Raw genomic sequence first — 14,047 nt, 5'->3', positions numbered from 1 at the left:
CGCGATCAGCCCGCCCTCCTGCGCGGAGGTCGGCGGGCCACCGACGACGGTACCGCGCCCGGCGGCGTCGAGGGCGGTGGCCAGCGAGATCAGCCCCTTGGTCGCGGCGTCGCCCCCGGTGTAGTTGTACGGGGCGGCGGGCGCGACCATCACGGCGAGCGTGGCGTGCTGGCCCGGCTTGCCGCTGGTGGTGACGTACCCGGCCTCCTTGAAGCCGTTGAGGACGGCGCCGCCGACCGCGTCCTCGCGGCCGGACTTGGCGGGGTCCTTGGTGACGAGGGCGTTCGCCAGCACCATGCCCGCCTTGTCGTAGGCGCTCGCGTCGCCGGGGAAGGACACGTCGTCGGCCTTCAGCTGGGTGGCCAGCTCGTCGACGGTGGTCTGCTGGTCGGCGTCCAGGAGCTTCTTCTGGATCGTGACGCGGCCGGTGACGGCGGCGCCCGCGTTCTTCGCCAGCTCGCTGACCCGCTCGATGCTGTCGTTGCCGGCGCCCGGCGTCTCGATCAGCACGACCGACTGGTCCTTCAGCCGGTCGGCGACGATCTGGGGCGACAGCACGTTCGCGAACTGCTCCTGCCCCTTCACCTGGTGCTCCAGCTCGCGCTGCGCCAGCCGGGCCTGCTGGGCGGTCTTGGCCGCCGAGTTGGCCTGCTGGCGCAGGGTGTCGCTCACCGAGTCCGACAGGGTGGTGGAGCCCAGCACGATGCCGAGCGCCAGCGCGAGGAAGATCGCGACGATGGAGACGAGATGGTAGCGGAAATCGATCACGTGAAGAGTCCGGTCAGCCAGAAGACGAAGGCGTGCCAGCGGTCGGCGATCAGGGGACTGATGACGTCCCCCGCCGGGGACATGGCGACGGCCGTGACGATGGCGATGAACGCGCCGAGGACGAGGAACAGCAGCGACCAGGTGGAGATCCTGCTGCGGTAGAGCCTGCTGACGCCCTTGGCGTCGACGAGCTTGCTGCCCACCCGGAGCCGGGTGAGGAAGGTGCTGGCCATGCCGGCGCGGCCCTTGTCGAGGAACTCCACCATGTTGGCGTGCGTGCCGACCGCGACGATCAGGGTGGCGCCCTTGTCGTCGGCGAGCAGCATCGCGATGTCCTCGCTGGTGGCGGTGGCGGGGAAGACGACGGCCTCCTGCCCCAGCTCGTGGACGCGCTTCAGCCCGGGCGCGCGGCCGTCCCGGTAGGCGTGCACGACGATCTCGGCGCCGCAGGTGAGCGCGTCGTCGGACACCGAGTCCATGTCCCCGACGATCATGTCGGGGCGGTAGCCGGCCTCCAGCAGCGCGTCGGCGCCGCCGTCCACCCCGATCAGCACCGGGCGGTACTCGCGGATGTAGGGCCGCAGGGTCGCGATGTCCTCGCGGTAGTGGTAGCCGCGGACGACGATGAGCGCGTGCCGGCCGGCGATCTTCGTGGTGACGTCGGGGACGCCGACGCCGTCGATGAGCAGGTCGCGCTCGCGCTTGACGTACTCCATCGTGTTGGCGACGAACGCCTCCAGCTGGGCCGCGAGCCCCGACTTGGCCTCGGTCAGCGCCGTCTCGACGGTCTCGGCCGTCTGCTCGGTGCCCTTGGCCACCACGTCCTCGCCGCGGTGCACGGCGGGCCCCTCGACCCGGACCTGGTCGCCCTCGTGCAGCTTGGTGAAGATCTCCGGGCCGACGTCGTCCACCAGCGGGATGCCGGCGTCGATCAGGATCTGCGGGCCGAGGTTCGGGTAGCGCCCGGAGATGCTCGGCGCGACGTTCACCACGGCGCCGACCTCGCACGACACCAGCGCCTCGGCGCTGACGCGGTCGAGGTCGACATGGTCGATCACCGCGACGTCGCCGGGCTGCAGCCGCTTGGTCAGGTCCTTGGTGCGGCGGTCGAGCCGGGCCGTGGCGGTGACCCCGGACCGGCCGTCGTCGCGGCCGCGGCCGAGCGTGAGCACGCGCCGCGGCAGCTTCAGGGCCGGCCGGGCGCCGCGGTCGGCGCCGGGCTCGGCGGTGGGTGACGGGTCGTTCATCACCGACCATCCTGCCAGAGCGCCGCAGTGGACGCCGGAAGGCACGACTGTCCAGGCGTGTCCGATCGGGCACGCTCTGTAGCGTTTGCCGGGGCGCCGCGGCGGGCGGGGGCCGCGGCGGAGGACGGCGCGCTCACCGGTCGTCGGCGGCCATGGCGAGCAGCTCCTCGGCGTGCGCGCGGCCGAGCTCGGAGTCCTCCAGGCCGGCGAGCATGCGCGACAGCTCCCGGACGCGGCCCTCCCGGTCCAGCGCGGTGACGCCGCTGCTGGTCACGGTGCCGTCGTCGGACTTCTCCACCACCAGGTGCTGGTCGGCGAACGCGGCGACCTGCGGAAGGTGCGTGACGACGATCACCTGCGCGTTGCGGGCCAGCCGCGCCAGCCGGCGCCCGATCTCCACCGCGGCCTTGCCGCCGACGCCCGCGTCGACCTCGTCGAACACGAACGTCGGGACCGGGTCGGCGCCCGCGAACACGACCTCGATCGCCAGCATCACCCGGGACAGCTCGCCGCCGGAGGCGCCCTTGTGCAGCGGCAGCGGCGGCGAGCCGGGGTGCGGCGCGAGCCGGACCTCGACCTCGTCGACGCCGTGCGGGCCGTACTCCTCGGTGGGGGTGACGGTGACGGAGACGCGGGCGTGCGGCATCGCCAGGGCCGTCAGCTCCTCGGTGACGGCGCCGGAGAACCGCTCGGCGGCGCGGGCGCGGACCGCGGTCAGCTCCCCGGCCTCGGCGGCGAGCCGCTCGGTCAGCTCGGCGTGCTCGGCGCGCAGCTCCTCGATGCGGTCGTCGTCGCCCTCCAGCTCGGTGAGCCGGGCCGCGGCCGTGCGGGCCCACTCCAGGACCGCGGCGGCCGTGCCCTCCGCCCCGCCGTACTTGCGGACCAGCGCGGTCAGCTCGGCGCGCCGCTCCTGGACGGCGGCGAGCCGCGCCGGGTCGGCGTCCACGGACTCGGCGTAGGAGGCGAGGTCGGTGCCGACGTCGGTGACGAGGTAGCCGGCCTCGGCGAGCCGGTCGGCGAGCGCCGCCAGCTCCGGGTCGTGGTCGCGGACGGCGTCCAGCGCGTTGCGGGCCTGGCCGAGCAGGCTCGTGACGTTCGCGGCCTCGAACGCGGCGGCCGGGTCGCCGAGCAGCGCCTCGTGCGCGGTGTCGGCGGCGCCGCGCAGCGCGTCGGCGTGCCCGAGGCGCTCCTCCTCGGCGGCGAGGTCGGCGTCCTCGCCGTCCTTGGGGTCGACCTTCTCGATCTCCTCCAGGCCGAAGCGGAGCATGTCGGCCTCCTGGGCCCGCTCGCGCGCCCGCGTCGTCAGCTCCTCCAGCAGCGCCGTGACCTGCCGGTGCCGCTGGTACGCCTTGGTGTAGGCGCGCATCGGCTTGGTCAGCGCGCCGCCCGCGTACCGGTCGAGCGCGGCGCGCTGCCGCCCGGCCTGCAGCAGCCGCTGCTGGTCGGCCTGGCCGTGCACGGCGACCAGGTCGTCCGCCAGGTTGATCAGCACGCTCACCGGGACGGACCGGCCGCCGAGGAACGCGCGGGAGCGGCCCTCCGCCGACACCGACCGGGTGACGATCAGCGCGCCCTCGTCCAGCTCGCCGCCGGCCTCCTCGACCCGCTCGACGACGCGGCCGCCCGGATCGACGACGAGCCGCCCCTCGACCGTGGCGCGGCCCGCGCCCGGCCGGACCCGCTGCGGGTCGGCGCGGCCGCCGAACAGCAGCCCGAGGCTGGTGACCACCATGGTCTTGCCCGCCCCGGTCTCCCCGGTCACCACGTTGAAGCCCGGCGACAGATCGAGCACGGCCTCGTCGATCACTCCGAGGCCCTGGATCCGCACCTCATCGACCATCGGACGCACCGGCGTCACAACCCTCCGCAAACAGATCCCCGATCGGCGCCTGTGGAGATTATCCTCTCTGCCCGCCTGCCGCTCCCCCGGCCGATTCGCCGGAGCCGCCCTCCGGGCCGCCGCCCGGCCCCGGGACTGCGGTGCCGCCGCCGGTTCCGGAGGCGTCCCCGACCTGCGAATCCGCCAGCGGCGGGGACGGCCGGGACGGCTGCCTGACCCGCCCCCGCCAGCCCGTCACGGGCAGCCCGAACTTGGTGACCAGCCGGTCGGTGAACGGGGTGAGGTGCAGCCGGGCGAGCCGCACCGGCACCGCGCCGCGGCGGACCTCCACCCGCGCGCCCGGCGGCAGGTCGAGGGTGCGGCGCCCGTCGCACCACAGCACCGCGCGGGGCGTGCCGGGCAGCACCTCGACGGCCACCGACGAGCGCGGCGACACCACCAGCGGGCGGGAGAACAGCGAGTGCGCGCTGATCGGGACGACGAGCATCGCCTCGACCTCCGGCCACACGACCGGGCCGCCGGCGGAGAACGCGTAGGCGGTGGAGCCGGTCGGGGTGGCGCACACCACTCCGTCGCAGCCCCAGTTCGACAGCGGGCGGCCGTCGATCTCGGCGACGACCTCCAGCATCCGCTCCCGCTCGGCCTTCTCGATGCTCGCCTCGTTCAGCGCCCACGTCGCGCCCATCACCGTGCCGTTGCGGCGGGCGGTGACGTCCACGGTCATCCGCTCCTCGACCTCGTAGCGGCGGTCGCAGACCCGGTCGACGGTGGCGGCGAGGTCGTCGCGCTCGGCCTCGGCGAGGAACCCGACGTGCCCGAGGTTGACGCCGAGCAGCGGCGTGCCGGACGCGCGGGTCAGGTCGGCGGCGCGCAGCAGCGTCCCGTCGCCGCCGAGGACCATGACGACCTCGGCGTCGTCGGCCGCCGCCGCGGTGCTGGGCATGACCTCCACGCCCGTGCAGCCGATCTGGTCGGCCTCGGTGTCCAGGACGCGGACGCCGATCCCGGCCTGGCCGAGCCGCTCGATGACCAGCTGCGCGCTGCGGACGGCCTCCGGCCGCCCGGTGTGCGCCACCACCAGCACCGACCTCTTGCTCATGCTCTCGCCCCACTCCCCGGTGCGCTGCGGCCTGCAGACGTCTGGACGAACACCCCTCCCGCGGGGGTTCCCTTCTCGGACGTCCTCTGTACGTTCCGGGGACGGTCCACGTTCGGGGGCGCGCCGCTCACTTCGGCCCCTCGTCGATCGCCTTGGCGAGGGCGGCCTCGTCCAGCGGCGGGGCCCCGGCGCGCAGCCACAGGAAGTACTCGACGTTGCCGGACGGGCCCGGCAGGGGGCTGGCCGCCACGCCGAGGACGCCCAGGCCGAGCGTCGCGGCGTGCTCGGCGACGCCCCGCACGGCGTCGGCGCGCAGTTCCGGGTCGCGGACGACGCCGCCCGCGCCGACCCGGTCCTTGCCGACCTCGAACTGCGGCTTCACCATGACGGCGTAGTCGGCGTCGGGGGCGACGCACGCGCGCACCGGCCCGAGGACGAGCTTCAGCGAGATGAACGACAGGTCGCCGACGACCAGGTCGGGCGGCGGATCGCCGAGCGATCCGGGTTCCAGGTCGCGGATGTTGACCCGCTCCATGACGGTGACCCGCTCGTCGGTGCGCAGCGACCAGGCGATCTGCCCGTAGCCGACGTCGACCGCGTAGACGCGGGCGGCGCCCGCGCGCAGCAGGACGTCGGTGAATCCGCCGGTGGAGGCGCCCGCGTCGAGGCAGACGCGGCCCTTGACCTCCAGGCCGGGGAACGCCTTGAGCGCGCCCGCGAGCTTGTGCCCGCCCCGGGAGACGTAGTCGGGCCCGTCGGCGGCGTCCTCGACGACGATCGCCGCGGCTGCCTCGACCTGCGTCGCGGCCTTGGCGGCCCGCTGCCCGCCGACCCGGACCCGGCCGTCGGCGATGAGCCGGCCCGCGTGCTCGCGCGACCGCGCCAGCTTGCGGCGGACGAGCTCGGCGTCCAGCCTGCGCCTGGCGCTCACGGGCGGGGGCGCAGGGAGTCGGGGAAGGCGGGGCGCGGCGGCACGGCCGGGGCCGCCGCCGGGGCGGGCTCGTCCTGGGCGGCGGACACGAGGAGGTCCTGGAGCCGCCGGTGGACGTCCTCGAAGACCCGCACGTGCTCGGCGACGGGCAGCCCGCCCAGCCCGCCGAGGGGCGCGACGGCGGCGTCGACGCGCGGGTCGCCGGTCGGGTCGGGCGGCGGCGCCGCCGGGAACTCCGGCTCCGGCTCCGGCTCCGGCGCCGGCACCGGCGCCTGCGCGGCCTCCGCGGCCTCGTCGGACATCACTTTTACCTCCCAAACGGTCCCGGAGCGCCCGCCACGAGTCGCCTCCGGCTCATTCCGAACGCTACCGTCCCTGAGCGACATCGTTGCCGGACGAGGGGGGAACGGCCTGACCATGGCGAACGAGGACGACTGCCGCGCGGCGCTGGAGCGCATCGCGGCGCGGCTGGCGGAGGTGGACGGCGACCGGCTCGCCGAGCACGTCGTGGAGCGGACGATCAGCTGCCGCATCAGCGACCTCGGGCTGGCCTACCGCACCCGGCTCCACGCGGGCGGCCTCGACCCGTTCGAGGCCGACGGCGACCCGGAGTCGGCGCAGGTGCGCCTCACCGTGGGCAGCGACGACCTCGTCGCCATGGCCGGCGACGAGCTGCATCCGGCGAAGGCGTGGGCGGCCGGCCGCGTCAAGATCGAGGCGAGCTTCCTCGATCTGCTGCGGCTGCGGAGGCTGCTCTAGGGCCGGGCCGGGCCGGGCCGGCGGGCGGTCTAGAGCCGCAGGGCCTCCAGGGCGCCGGTGAGGGCCTCGGCGGGCGGCGGCGTGTCGCTCTCCCAGGCGGCGGACGCGAGGGCGCGCAGGCCGTCCCAGGGGTCGCCGGAGCCGGTGACGGTGAAGGCGTCGCCGTCGCGGCGGGCCGCCCAGTCCCGGCAGCGGTGCGCCCCGTCCGCGCGGACGGGCTCCGGGTGCGGGACGAGCAGCCCCGCCAGGTCGGCGGCCAGGAAGCTCGGGCGCCGGTGCGGCGGCGCGGTGAGGGCCCGCAGGGGGTCGGTGACGCCGGTGAACACCAGCAGGCTGTCGGCGCCGCCGTTCCAGGCGCCCTCGATGTCGGTGTCGAGCCGGTCGCCGACCACGAGCGGGCGCCGCGCGCCGGTGCGCAGGATCGACTCCTGGTGCAGCGGCCGCTCGGGCTTGCCGGACACGATGGGCTCGACGCCGGTCGCGGCCGTGATCACGCGGAGCAGGGCCCCGTTGCCGGGCTGCGGGGGGCCGTCGCCGCCGGGGATGGTCAGGTCACCGTTGGAGCCGACGAACAGCGCGCCCATGCTGACGGCCCGCGCCCCCTCGGCCAGCGTCCCGTAGGAGAGGTCCGGGTGGTAGCCCTGGACGACGGCGGCCGGGCGCCCCGCCGCGGTCGACACCGGCCGCAGCCCCTGCGCGTAGAGGGCGTGGCGCAGGCCCATGCCGCCGACGACGAGCACCTCCGACCCGGCGGGCAGCCGCTCGGCGAGCAGCCGCGCCGCGGCCTGCGCGGAGGTCACCACGTCGGCGGGCTCGGCGGGGACGCCCACCTCGGTCAGCAGCGCCGCGACGGCCGACGGAGTGCGGGAGGCGTTGTTGGTCACGAACGCCAGCCGCTGCCCGGCCGCGCGCGCCTTGGCGAGCGACTCCGCCGCCGCCGGGACGGGCCTGCGGCCGACGTAGACCACCCCGTCGAGGTCGAGCAGGGCGACGTCGTACGCCTCGCTCAGGGGACGGTCGCTGCCTTTCATCGCGCTCCTCATGCGTGCGATCGTACGGGGGTTGTTACCGACGGGTAAGGGCCGGGTCAGCGCCGGGCGTCGAGGGTGGCCCTGGCCTGCCGCAGCGCCCTGGCGTAGTCGGGGTTGTCGGGGCGCATGGCGGCGGCGAGCGCCAGCTGCTCGACGGCGCCCGCGAAGTCGCCGAGCCTGCTGAGCGCCAGCCCGAGCCCGAACCGGGCGTAGTCCTCGGCGGGCTCCTCCTCGACGATCCCGCGGAAGCTCTCGGCGGCCGCGCCGAACTGGCGGGCGCCGAACTGGGCGCGGCCGAGCGCCTCCCGGATGCTGTGCGACCCGGGCTCGGCCTCCGCCGCCCTGGCCAGCAGCTGCAGCGCGGCGGCGGCGCTGCCGGACCGCAGCAGCTCCAGACCCCGCGTGTACCACTCGTAGACCCCGCCGCCCGGCGAGGCCGCATGCTCGCCCGGGTCGGCGCCCGCTTCCGCGCCCCGGTCGGCGCCGGGGTTCTCGCTCGGGGAATCCTCCGGCCGCCCAGGCCCTTGACCACTCATATGGACCTCCCCTCGGATCATTACGACCGTACCCGCCGGGACGCCGCGCGCCCTCCGCTGAATACCATGCCCAGCGTGGACGACGACCTCTCCTCCGGCCTCGCGCCGGAGGAGTTCAGCGCCCGGATCTTCGGGACCGCGGGGCCGCGCACGGGCGGCGGCCTGGAGCTGGCCCCGTTCCGCGGCGTCCGCTTCGTCCCCGCGGTGGCGGGCGACCCGGCGGCGGTGACCATGCCGCCCTACGACCTGATCGACGAGGCGGCGGCGCTGCGGCTGCTGGCGGGCGGCGGGCACAACATCGTCCGGCTCAACCTGCCGCGCGCCGCCGGGGAGAGCTACGCGGCGGCGGGCGGCCGGCTGCGCCGCTGGCTGGCCGAGGGCGCGCTCGCCGCCGACCCCGAGCCGGCCCTGTACGTGTACGAGGCGGCCCGCGGCGGGACGGTCCTGCAGCGCGGCCTGATCGGCGCGCTGGGTCTGCGCGCCGAGGCCGACGGCGTCGTGCTGCCGCACGAGAACGTCTTCCCCGGCCCGGTCCGCGACCGGCTCGCGCTGATGACGGCCACGAACGCCAACCTGGAGCCGATCTTCCTGGTGTACGAGGGCGGCGGCGACGCGGCCCGGATCGTCGACGACGCCGCCGCGCACGCCCCGCTGCTGGAGTTCGACGCCGACGACGGGCTGACGCACCGGCTGTGGAGCATCACCGATCCCGCCGCGCACGCGCGCGTGGCCGCCGACCTCCGCGACAAGCAGGCCCTCATCGCCGACGGCCACCACCGCTACGCCACCTACCGCGCGCTGCAGGCCCGCCGCCACGCCGCCGGCGACGGCCCGGGGCCCTGGGACGCCGGCCTGGCGCTGCTGGTCGACTCGACGCGCTACCCGCCGCACCTGGGCGCGATCCACCGCGTCCTGCCCGGCCTCCTGCCGGACGAGGCGGTCGAGAAGGCGCGCAAGGTGTTCCGCGTGACCGACTTCACCGACGAGGGCGCCGCCGTGGCGGCCCTCGCCGCAGCGGACGGCCCCGCGTTCCTCCTCGGCGGACGCGACGCCCTGCACCTGCTCACCGACCCCGACGCGGACGCCCTCGCCCGCTGCCTGCCGTCCGAGCACTCACCGCGCTGGCGCGGGCTCGACACCGCCGTCCTGGACCACGTCCTCATCGGCGGCGTGTGGGACGTCCCGGAGAACGAGAACGCCATCGAAGTGGTGCACGACGACCCGTCCGCCGCCATCGCCCGCGCCCGGCACTCGGGCGGGACGGCGGTCGTCTTGAACCCGCTCAAGGTCGAGGACGTCCTCGCCGTCGCGGGCGGCGGGGAGCGCGTCCCCCGCAAGTCGACGTCGTTCGGGCCCAAGCCCCGCACCGGTCTCGTCCTGCGGCTCCTCGACCCGGACGCCTCCGAGAGGCCATGATCGGGGAATGGACACCGCGACCACGATCACGCCGCTCGGCGGGGACGTCTACGAGATCGACACCCGGATGGCCGGCTACAGCGGCATCACCGCCGGATACCTGATCCTGTCCGACCGGCCCTGCCTGGTGGAACCCGGCACGTCCGGCTCGGCGCCCGTGGTGCAGGCGGCGCTGCGGCAACTCGGCGTGGGGCCGGACGACCTGGCGTCCGTGGTCGTGACCCACATCCACCTCGACCACGCGGGCGGCGTCGGCGACATCGCGGAGATGTACCCGCGCGCGGAGGTCGTCGTCCACGAGAAGGGCGCGCGGCACCTGGCCGACCCGGCGCGGCTCATGCGCAGCGCCCGCATGGTGTACGGGGACAGCCTCGACACCCTGTTCGGCGAGCTGAAGCCCACCGACGCCGCCCGGATCCGGGCCGTCGAGGACACCGGCAGCATCGACCTCGGCGGCGGGCGGCGGCTGGAGTCGCACTACTCCCCCGGCCACGCCAAGCACCACGTCGGGCTGATGGACTCCCGGACCGGCGACCTGTACGTGGGCGACGCCGCCGGCATCTACATCCCGGAGACGGCGGACGTGAAGCCCGCGACGCCGCCGCCGGACTTCGACCTCGACACCGCGCTGGCGTCCCTCGGCAGGTTCCGGGCGCTGGGCCCGCAGCGGCTGCTGTTCGCGCACTACGGGCCCGTCACCGAGGTGGACGCCACGCTGGAGCGGTCGGCTGAGGAGCTGCGCGTCTGGGTGGACGCCGTCCAGGACGCCAAGGACCAGGACCTCGACCTCGACCACGCCGTCGCCATGGTCGTCGACCGGACCAGGCACCGCTACGCCATCATGAGCGACGACACCGACCCCGACCTGGTCGCCAAGTACGAGGTGCTGAACAGCGCGGAGAGCAACGTCACCGGCATCCTGCACGCCCTGAGCAGGCACGCGTGAGCGCTCAGCGGCGGAAGGGGCCGGTCACCTCGAACGTGCAGCCGTCCGTCCCGGCGATGAAGCCGCTCTTTCCGCGCTGGGACGAGAAGTACAGCCGCGACCCGTCCGGACTGAACGCGCACCCGGTGATCTCCGACTCGTCATGGCCGACGACGCGCAGGAACGGGGTCACGATCCCGTCCCTGGTGATGAGGTTGATCTCCATGTTGTCGCCGTCCTCGGCGACGTACAGCTCACCGGACGCGGTCGCGGTCACGGCGTCGACGCCGTGGAGGGGCGCCTCTCCTGTGGTGACCAGGTCGTCGTCGTAGGCGATGTCCAGACTCTCGTTGGCGGCGTCGTAGGCCCACACCCGGTTGTCGCCCTTCGTGGTGAAGTAGCAGACACCGTGCGTGTAGTAGCACCCCTCGCCGCCGTCGAAGCGCATGGCGTCCGCCACCTGCTCGCGGGTCGGCGTCAACCACAGCTGCGGGCTCGGTACCTTCGTCCACCGGACGGGGCCCGTCCCGGACCCGACCAGGACTTCGAGCGTCCCCGACGACAGGTCGCCCCACGTGTTCGGACGGAACCGGTAGAAGCAGCCGTCCCCCTGGTCCTCGGTCAGGTAGACGACCTTGCGCTCGGGGTCGGACGCGGCGGCCTCGTGCTTGAACCTGCCCATCGCCGGACGCGCCACCGCCGACTTCTGCCCGCGCGGGTCCGTCTCGTACACCAGGCCGAAGTCGTGCTCCTCGCACGACAGCCACGTGTTCCACGGCGTGGCGCCGCCGGAGCAGTTCAGCGTGGTGCCGTTCAGGATCCGGTACGCCGACGTCACCTTCCCGGTCGCGTCGAACCGGATCGCGGACACGCCGCCGACGACCGGGACCTCCGAGTTGCTGACGTAGATCCAGCCGTCCCCGTCGGCGAAGCACGCGCCGCCGTCGGGCGCCGGATGCCAGGTGTGGCGCGTGCCCTCGACGCGCTGCATCGACCGCGCCACGACCCGGCTCGTGAAACCCTCCGGCAGCTGCACGCCGTTGCCGTCCGCGGCGCCCGGCGGCCCGTACGGGCTCGGGCCGGGCTGTGCGGGCCCGGCGGCGAAGGCCCGCTGCCACAGGGCGCCGGAGAACGCGGTCGTGCCACCGGCGACGGCGGAGGCGCGCAGGAACGTACGTCGGTTCAGGGGCATGACTCTCCTCAAGGAGTCGATCTCCGCCGGACGTGTCCGGCGGCCCCCGAACGGCGCGGTCCCGTGAATATCCGGGAAACCTACCCGCCAGTCAAGTACCGGTGGTCAAGCCCCTGCCGGCGGCTCCTCCTCGGGCCCGCCGGGCCCGCCGGGCCGCTCCTCGCCGGTCGCCTCGGGCTCCAGGAACACCGCCGGGGCGTTCGGGGCGTCCCCTTCCCGCGCCTCCACCACCTCGGGCTCGGCGGGCTGGAACGCGATGTCGGTCGCCGCCGCCGGCTCCGACGCCGCACCGGAGTCGCCTTCGTCCTCCGCCTGCGCCGCGTCCTCGGCGTGCTCGGTCTCGTCGGCGTCCTCGGTCTCGCCGGCGTCCTCGGCGTCGTCGGCGTCCTCGGTGTCGAGGATGTGGAGCCCTTCGATCTCGGCGTAGCGCTCGGCGGCGTCGGTGTCCCCGTCCCGGTCCGCGGCGGCGGCCCGCGCGAACCAGTCGGCGGCCTCCTCGGCGCGCCCGGCCTCGACGAGCGCGTCCGCGTAGGCGTAGAACAGCCGCATCGACCACGGCCGGAGCCGCCGGTCGCGCAGCTCCGAGATCTGCAGGGTGACGACGGCGGCGTCGTACTGCCCCATGTCGCGGCGGACGCCCGACTCCACGATGCGCAGTTCGATGCGCCCCATCTGGTCGAGCTTCCCGGCCTCCGGCGACTTGATCAGGTCGAGGGCCCGCTCGGGCCGGCCGAGGCCCCGCTCGCAGTCGACCATCACCGGCAGGTACGAGTCGTCCCCGGCACCGAGCCGCCGGGCGGCGCGCAGCTCGGCGAGCGCCTCCGCCCATTCGCCCGCGTGGTAGGCCGCGATCCCCGCCGCCTCCCGGACGATCCCGACCCGGGACGCGAGCCGCCGCGCCGCCTTCGCGTGCTTGTAGGACTGCTCCGGCTCGTCCTCGGCCAGCCGTCCCGCCATCACGAGATGGCGCGCGACCTTGGCGGCCAGGTCCTTCGGCAGCGTGCGCAGCTCGACGCGCGCGTCGGCGTCCAGCTCCTCGCCGGTGACGTCGTCCGGCAGCAGCGGATCGTCGTGCGCCGGCGCGGGACGCTCGCGCTCCTCCGTCCGCGGCCGCCGGTCCTGCCGGTCGCGGGGCGGCCCGTAGGAGCGCCCGCCGTCCTGCGGACGCCTCTCGCCGCGCCCCTTGAACGGCGGCCTGCCCTTGTCGCGGTCGCCGGGACGCCCTTCGCGCCCGCCCTCGAACCGGCGCCCCGCCGGACGGCGCTCCTCGCGCCCCGGCCGGTCGTCGCGGTCCTTGAACCGGCGCTCGGGCGGACGTCCCTCGAACCGACGCTCGCCCTGCCCACCGGCCGGACGCCCGTCGCGCCGCGGCCCGCCGCCCTGGCCCTGCCCCTGACGGGGCCCGCCGAAGCGGCCCTCCTTGCGCTCGCCGGGCTTACCGCCGAACCGGCGCTCACCGGGCCTACCCTGCCCACCGTCACGCGGGCCGCTGAACCGGCGCTCGCCGGGCTTGCCCTGCCCACCGTCACGCGGACCACTGAAACGACGCTCACCGGGCCTACCCTGCCCGCCATCGCGCTGGCCACTGAACCGGCGCTCGCCAGGTCTGCCCTGCCCGCCATCGCGCTGGCCGCTGAACCGGCGCTCGCCAGGCTTGCCCTGCCCGCCATCGCGCGGACCGCTGAAACGACGCTCGCCAGGCTTGCCCTGCCCGCCGCGCGGTCGCTCGAACCTGCCTTCAGAACGGTCGTTCCGGGGCCCGCCGGGGCGGCCCTCACGGCGGTCGTCCGGTCGTCCCTCGCGGGATTCCGGACGCCGGTCATCGGAACGCTTGAACGGACGGCCGGGCTTGCGGTCATCGCGCTGCCCGCGCGAGTCCCGGTCCTTCCACCCGCCGCCCGCGGGACGGTCGCGTCCGCCCTGCGGACCGCCGGCGCGGGGCGCTCCACCGCGGGGGCCTCCGCCCTTGCGGTTCCCGGGCCCGCCCTGGCCGCCGCGGGGGCTGGCCCCGCGACGGGGCGGGGTGCCCCGCCGCCCGTTGTCGCCCCGCCGTTCGCGGCTGTCGTCGCCGCGGCCGTCCTCTTCCGCGCTCATCACGTCCGTCACTGTTCTTGATGGTGTTCGTGGATACTTCCAGCCTACTTTGGCCGGGGGCCCACATGCGTCGAGGGCCGCCCCGCGAAATAGGGGCGACCCTCGACCAATTCATGTCCGGCGGCGTCCTACTCTCCCACACGGTCTCCCATGCAGTACCATCGGCGCTGAAGGGCTTAACTTCCGGGTTCGGGATGGGACCGGGTGTT

The 14,047-nt window shown here is 75.1% G+C and carries 12 protein-coding genes, 1 rRNA gene and 1 pseudogene; 3 read left to right on the top strand and 11 right to left on the bottom strand.

Features of this window, described 5'->3' with window-relative positions; genetic code table 11:
* The 6 genes and pseudogenes from AB0K34_RS43415 to AB0K34_RS43390 form a co-directional block, all read right to left on the bottom strand.
* A partial coding sequence (locus tag AB0K34_RS43415) for a copper transporter (RefSeq protein ID WP_364554408.1) occupies positions 1-768 on the bottom strand: 768 nt, incomplete at its 3' end.
* Positions 765-2,015, bottom strand: a complete 1,251-nt coding sequence (steA, locus tag AB0K34_RS43410; protein WP_138641360.1) for a putative cytokinetic ring protein SteA — start codon at positions 2,013-2,015, stop codon at positions 765-767. The genes AB0K34_RS43415 and steA, both read right to left, overlap by 4 nt.
* A gap of 133 nt (positions 2,016-2,148) precedes the next feature.
* Positions 2,149-3,855 carry a DNA repair protein RecN gene (recN, locus tag AB0K34_RS43405; protein WP_301177814.1) on the bottom strand — a complete coding sequence of 569 codons (1,707 nt, stop codon included), beginning with the start codon at positions 3,853-3,855 and terminating at the stop codon, positions 2,149-2,151.
* A 214-nt stretch (positions 3,856-4,069) separates the two neighbouring features.
* Positions 4,070-4,954, bottom strand: a pseudogene (locus AB0K34_RS43400) (NAD kinase); the annotation flags it as partial.
* Positions 4,955-5,081: 127 nt separating this feature from the next.
* On the bottom strand, positions 5,082-5,885 hold the full coding sequence (locus tag AB0K34_RS43395; RefSeq protein ID WP_364554407.1) for a TlyA family RNA methyltransferase: 804 nt from the start codon (positions 5,883-5,885) through the stop codon (positions 5,082-5,084).
* Positions 5,882-6,187, bottom strand: coding sequence for a hypothetical protein (locus tag AB0K34_RS43390; protein WP_364554406.1), 306 nt, complete (start codon positions 6,185-6,187; stop codon positions 5,882-5,884). The genes AB0K34_RS43395 and AB0K34_RS43390 overlap by 4 nt, the downstream gene beginning before the upstream one ends.
* Before the next feature lie 115 nt (positions 6,188-6,302).
* Here AB0K34_RS43390 and AB0K34_RS43385 point away from each other — a divergent pair, with 115 nt between their 5' ends.
* Positions 6,303-6,644 (top strand): SCP2 sterol-binding domain-containing protein, encoded by a 342-nt coding sequence (locus AB0K34_RS43385; protein WP_138640974.1) that lies wholly within the window; start codon positions 6,303-6,305, stop codon positions 6,642-6,644.
* A gap of 29 nt (positions 6,645-6,673) precedes the next feature.
* Here AB0K34_RS43385 and AB0K34_RS43380 read toward each other — a convergent pair whose 3' ends face one another.
* Together AB0K34_RS43380 and AB0K34_RS43375 are read right to left on the bottom strand one after the other, a co-directional pair.
* The gene (locus tag AB0K34_RS43380; RefSeq protein WP_364554409.1) at positions 6,674-7,675 is read right to left on the bottom strand and encodes an HAD-IIA family hydrolase; all 1,002 of its coding nucleotides are present in this window, start codon (positions 7,673-7,675) and stop codon (positions 6,674-6,676) included.
* 56 nt (positions 7,676-7,731) lie between these two features.
* On the bottom strand, positions 7,732-8,211 hold the full coding sequence (locus AB0K34_RS43375) for a tetratricopeptide repeat protein (RefSeq protein ID WP_364554405.1): 480 nt from the start codon (positions 8,209-8,211) through the stop codon (positions 7,732-7,734).
* A 66-nt stretch (positions 8,212-8,277) separates the two neighbouring features.
* On the opposite strand from AB0K34_RS43375, the gene AB0K34_RS43370 reads away from it, so the two are divergent.
* Together AB0K34_RS43370 and AB0K34_RS43365 are read left to right on the top strand one after the other, a co-directional pair.
* Positions 8,278-9,627, top strand: coding sequence for a DUF1015 domain-containing protein (locus tag AB0K34_RS43370; RefSeq protein ID WP_364554404.1), 1,350 nt, complete (start codon positions 8,278-8,280; stop codon positions 9,625-9,627).
* A 7-nt stretch (positions 9,628-9,634) separates the two neighbouring features.
* Complete coding sequence (locus AB0K34_RS43365) at positions 9,635-10,573, top strand: MBL fold metallo-hydrolase (protein ID WP_138640977.1); 939 nt, start codon at positions 9,635-9,637, stop codon at positions 10,571-10,573.
* A 4-nt stretch (positions 10,574-10,577) separates the two neighbouring features.
* Here AB0K34_RS43365 and AB0K34_RS43360 read toward each other — a convergent pair whose 3' ends face one another.
* From AB0K34_RS43360 to rrf, 3 genes are all read right to left on the bottom strand, one after another.
* The gene (locus tag AB0K34_RS43360) at positions 10,578-11,744 is read right to left on the bottom strand and encodes an alkaline phosphatase PhoX (RefSeq protein WP_171069395.1); all 1,167 of its coding nucleotides are present in this window, start codon (positions 11,742-11,744) and stop codon (positions 10,578-10,580) included.
* A 105-nt stretch (positions 11,745-11,849) separates the two neighbouring features.
* Entirely contained in the window at positions 11,850-13,841 is a 1,992-nt protein-coding gene (locus AB0K34_RS43355) for a hypothetical protein (protein ID WP_364554403.1), read from the bottom strand.
* A 112-nt stretch (positions 13,842-13,953) separates the two neighbouring features.
* Positions 13,954-14,047 (bottom strand): 5S ribosomal RNA (gene rrf / locus AB0K34_RS43350); the annotation flags it as partial.

Source organism: Actinomadura sp. NPDC049382 (assembly GCF_040677125.1).
Classification (GTDB): Bacteria; Actinomycetota; Actinomycetes; order Streptosporangiales; family Streptosporangiaceae; genus Spirillospora; species Spirillospora geliboluensis.
This window is presented reverse-complemented; position numbering and strand designations above follow the sequence as displayed.

What these genes read in the sequence shown, in the direction of transcription:
- AB0K34_RS43390 (WP_364554406.1), bottom strand. Translation starts at nt 6,187, where the DNA reads ATGTCCGACGAGGCCGCGGAGGCCGCGCAGGCGCCGGTGCCGGCGCCG.
- steA (WP_138641360.1), bottom strand. Translation starts at nt 2,015, where the DNA reads ATGAACGACCCGTCACCCACCGCCGAGCCCGGCGCCGACCGCGGCGCC.
- AB0K34_RS43380 (WP_364554409.1), bottom strand. Translation starts at nt 7,675, where the DNA reads ATGAAAGGCAGCGACCGTCCCCTGAGCGAGGCGTACGACGTCGCCCTG.
- AB0K34_RS43365 (WP_138640977.1), top strand. Translation starts at nt 9,635, where the DNA reads ATGGACACCGCGACCACGATCACGCCGCTCGGCGGGGACGTCTACGAG.
- AB0K34_RS43375 (WP_364554405.1), bottom strand. Translation starts at nt 8,211, where the DNA reads ATGAGTGGTCAAGGGCCTGGGCGGCCGGAGGATTCCCCGAGCGAGAAC.
- AB0K34_RS43370 (WP_364554404.1), top strand. Translation starts at nt 8,278, where the DNA reads ATGCCCAGCGTGGACGACGACCTCTCCTCCGGCCTCGCGCCGGAGGAG.
- AB0K34_RS43360 (WP_171069395.1), bottom strand. Translation starts at nt 11,744, where the DNA reads ATGCCCCTGAACCGACGTACGTTCCTGCGCGCCTCCGCCGTCGCCGGT.
- recN (WP_301177814.1), bottom strand. Translation starts at nt 3,855, where the DNA reads ATGGTCGATGAGGTGCGGATCCAGGGCCTCGGAGTGATCGACGAGGCC.
- AB0K34_RS43385 (WP_138640974.1), top strand. Translation starts at nt 6,303, where the DNA reads ATGGCGAACGAGGACGACTGCCGCGCGGCGCTGGAGCGCATCGCGGCG.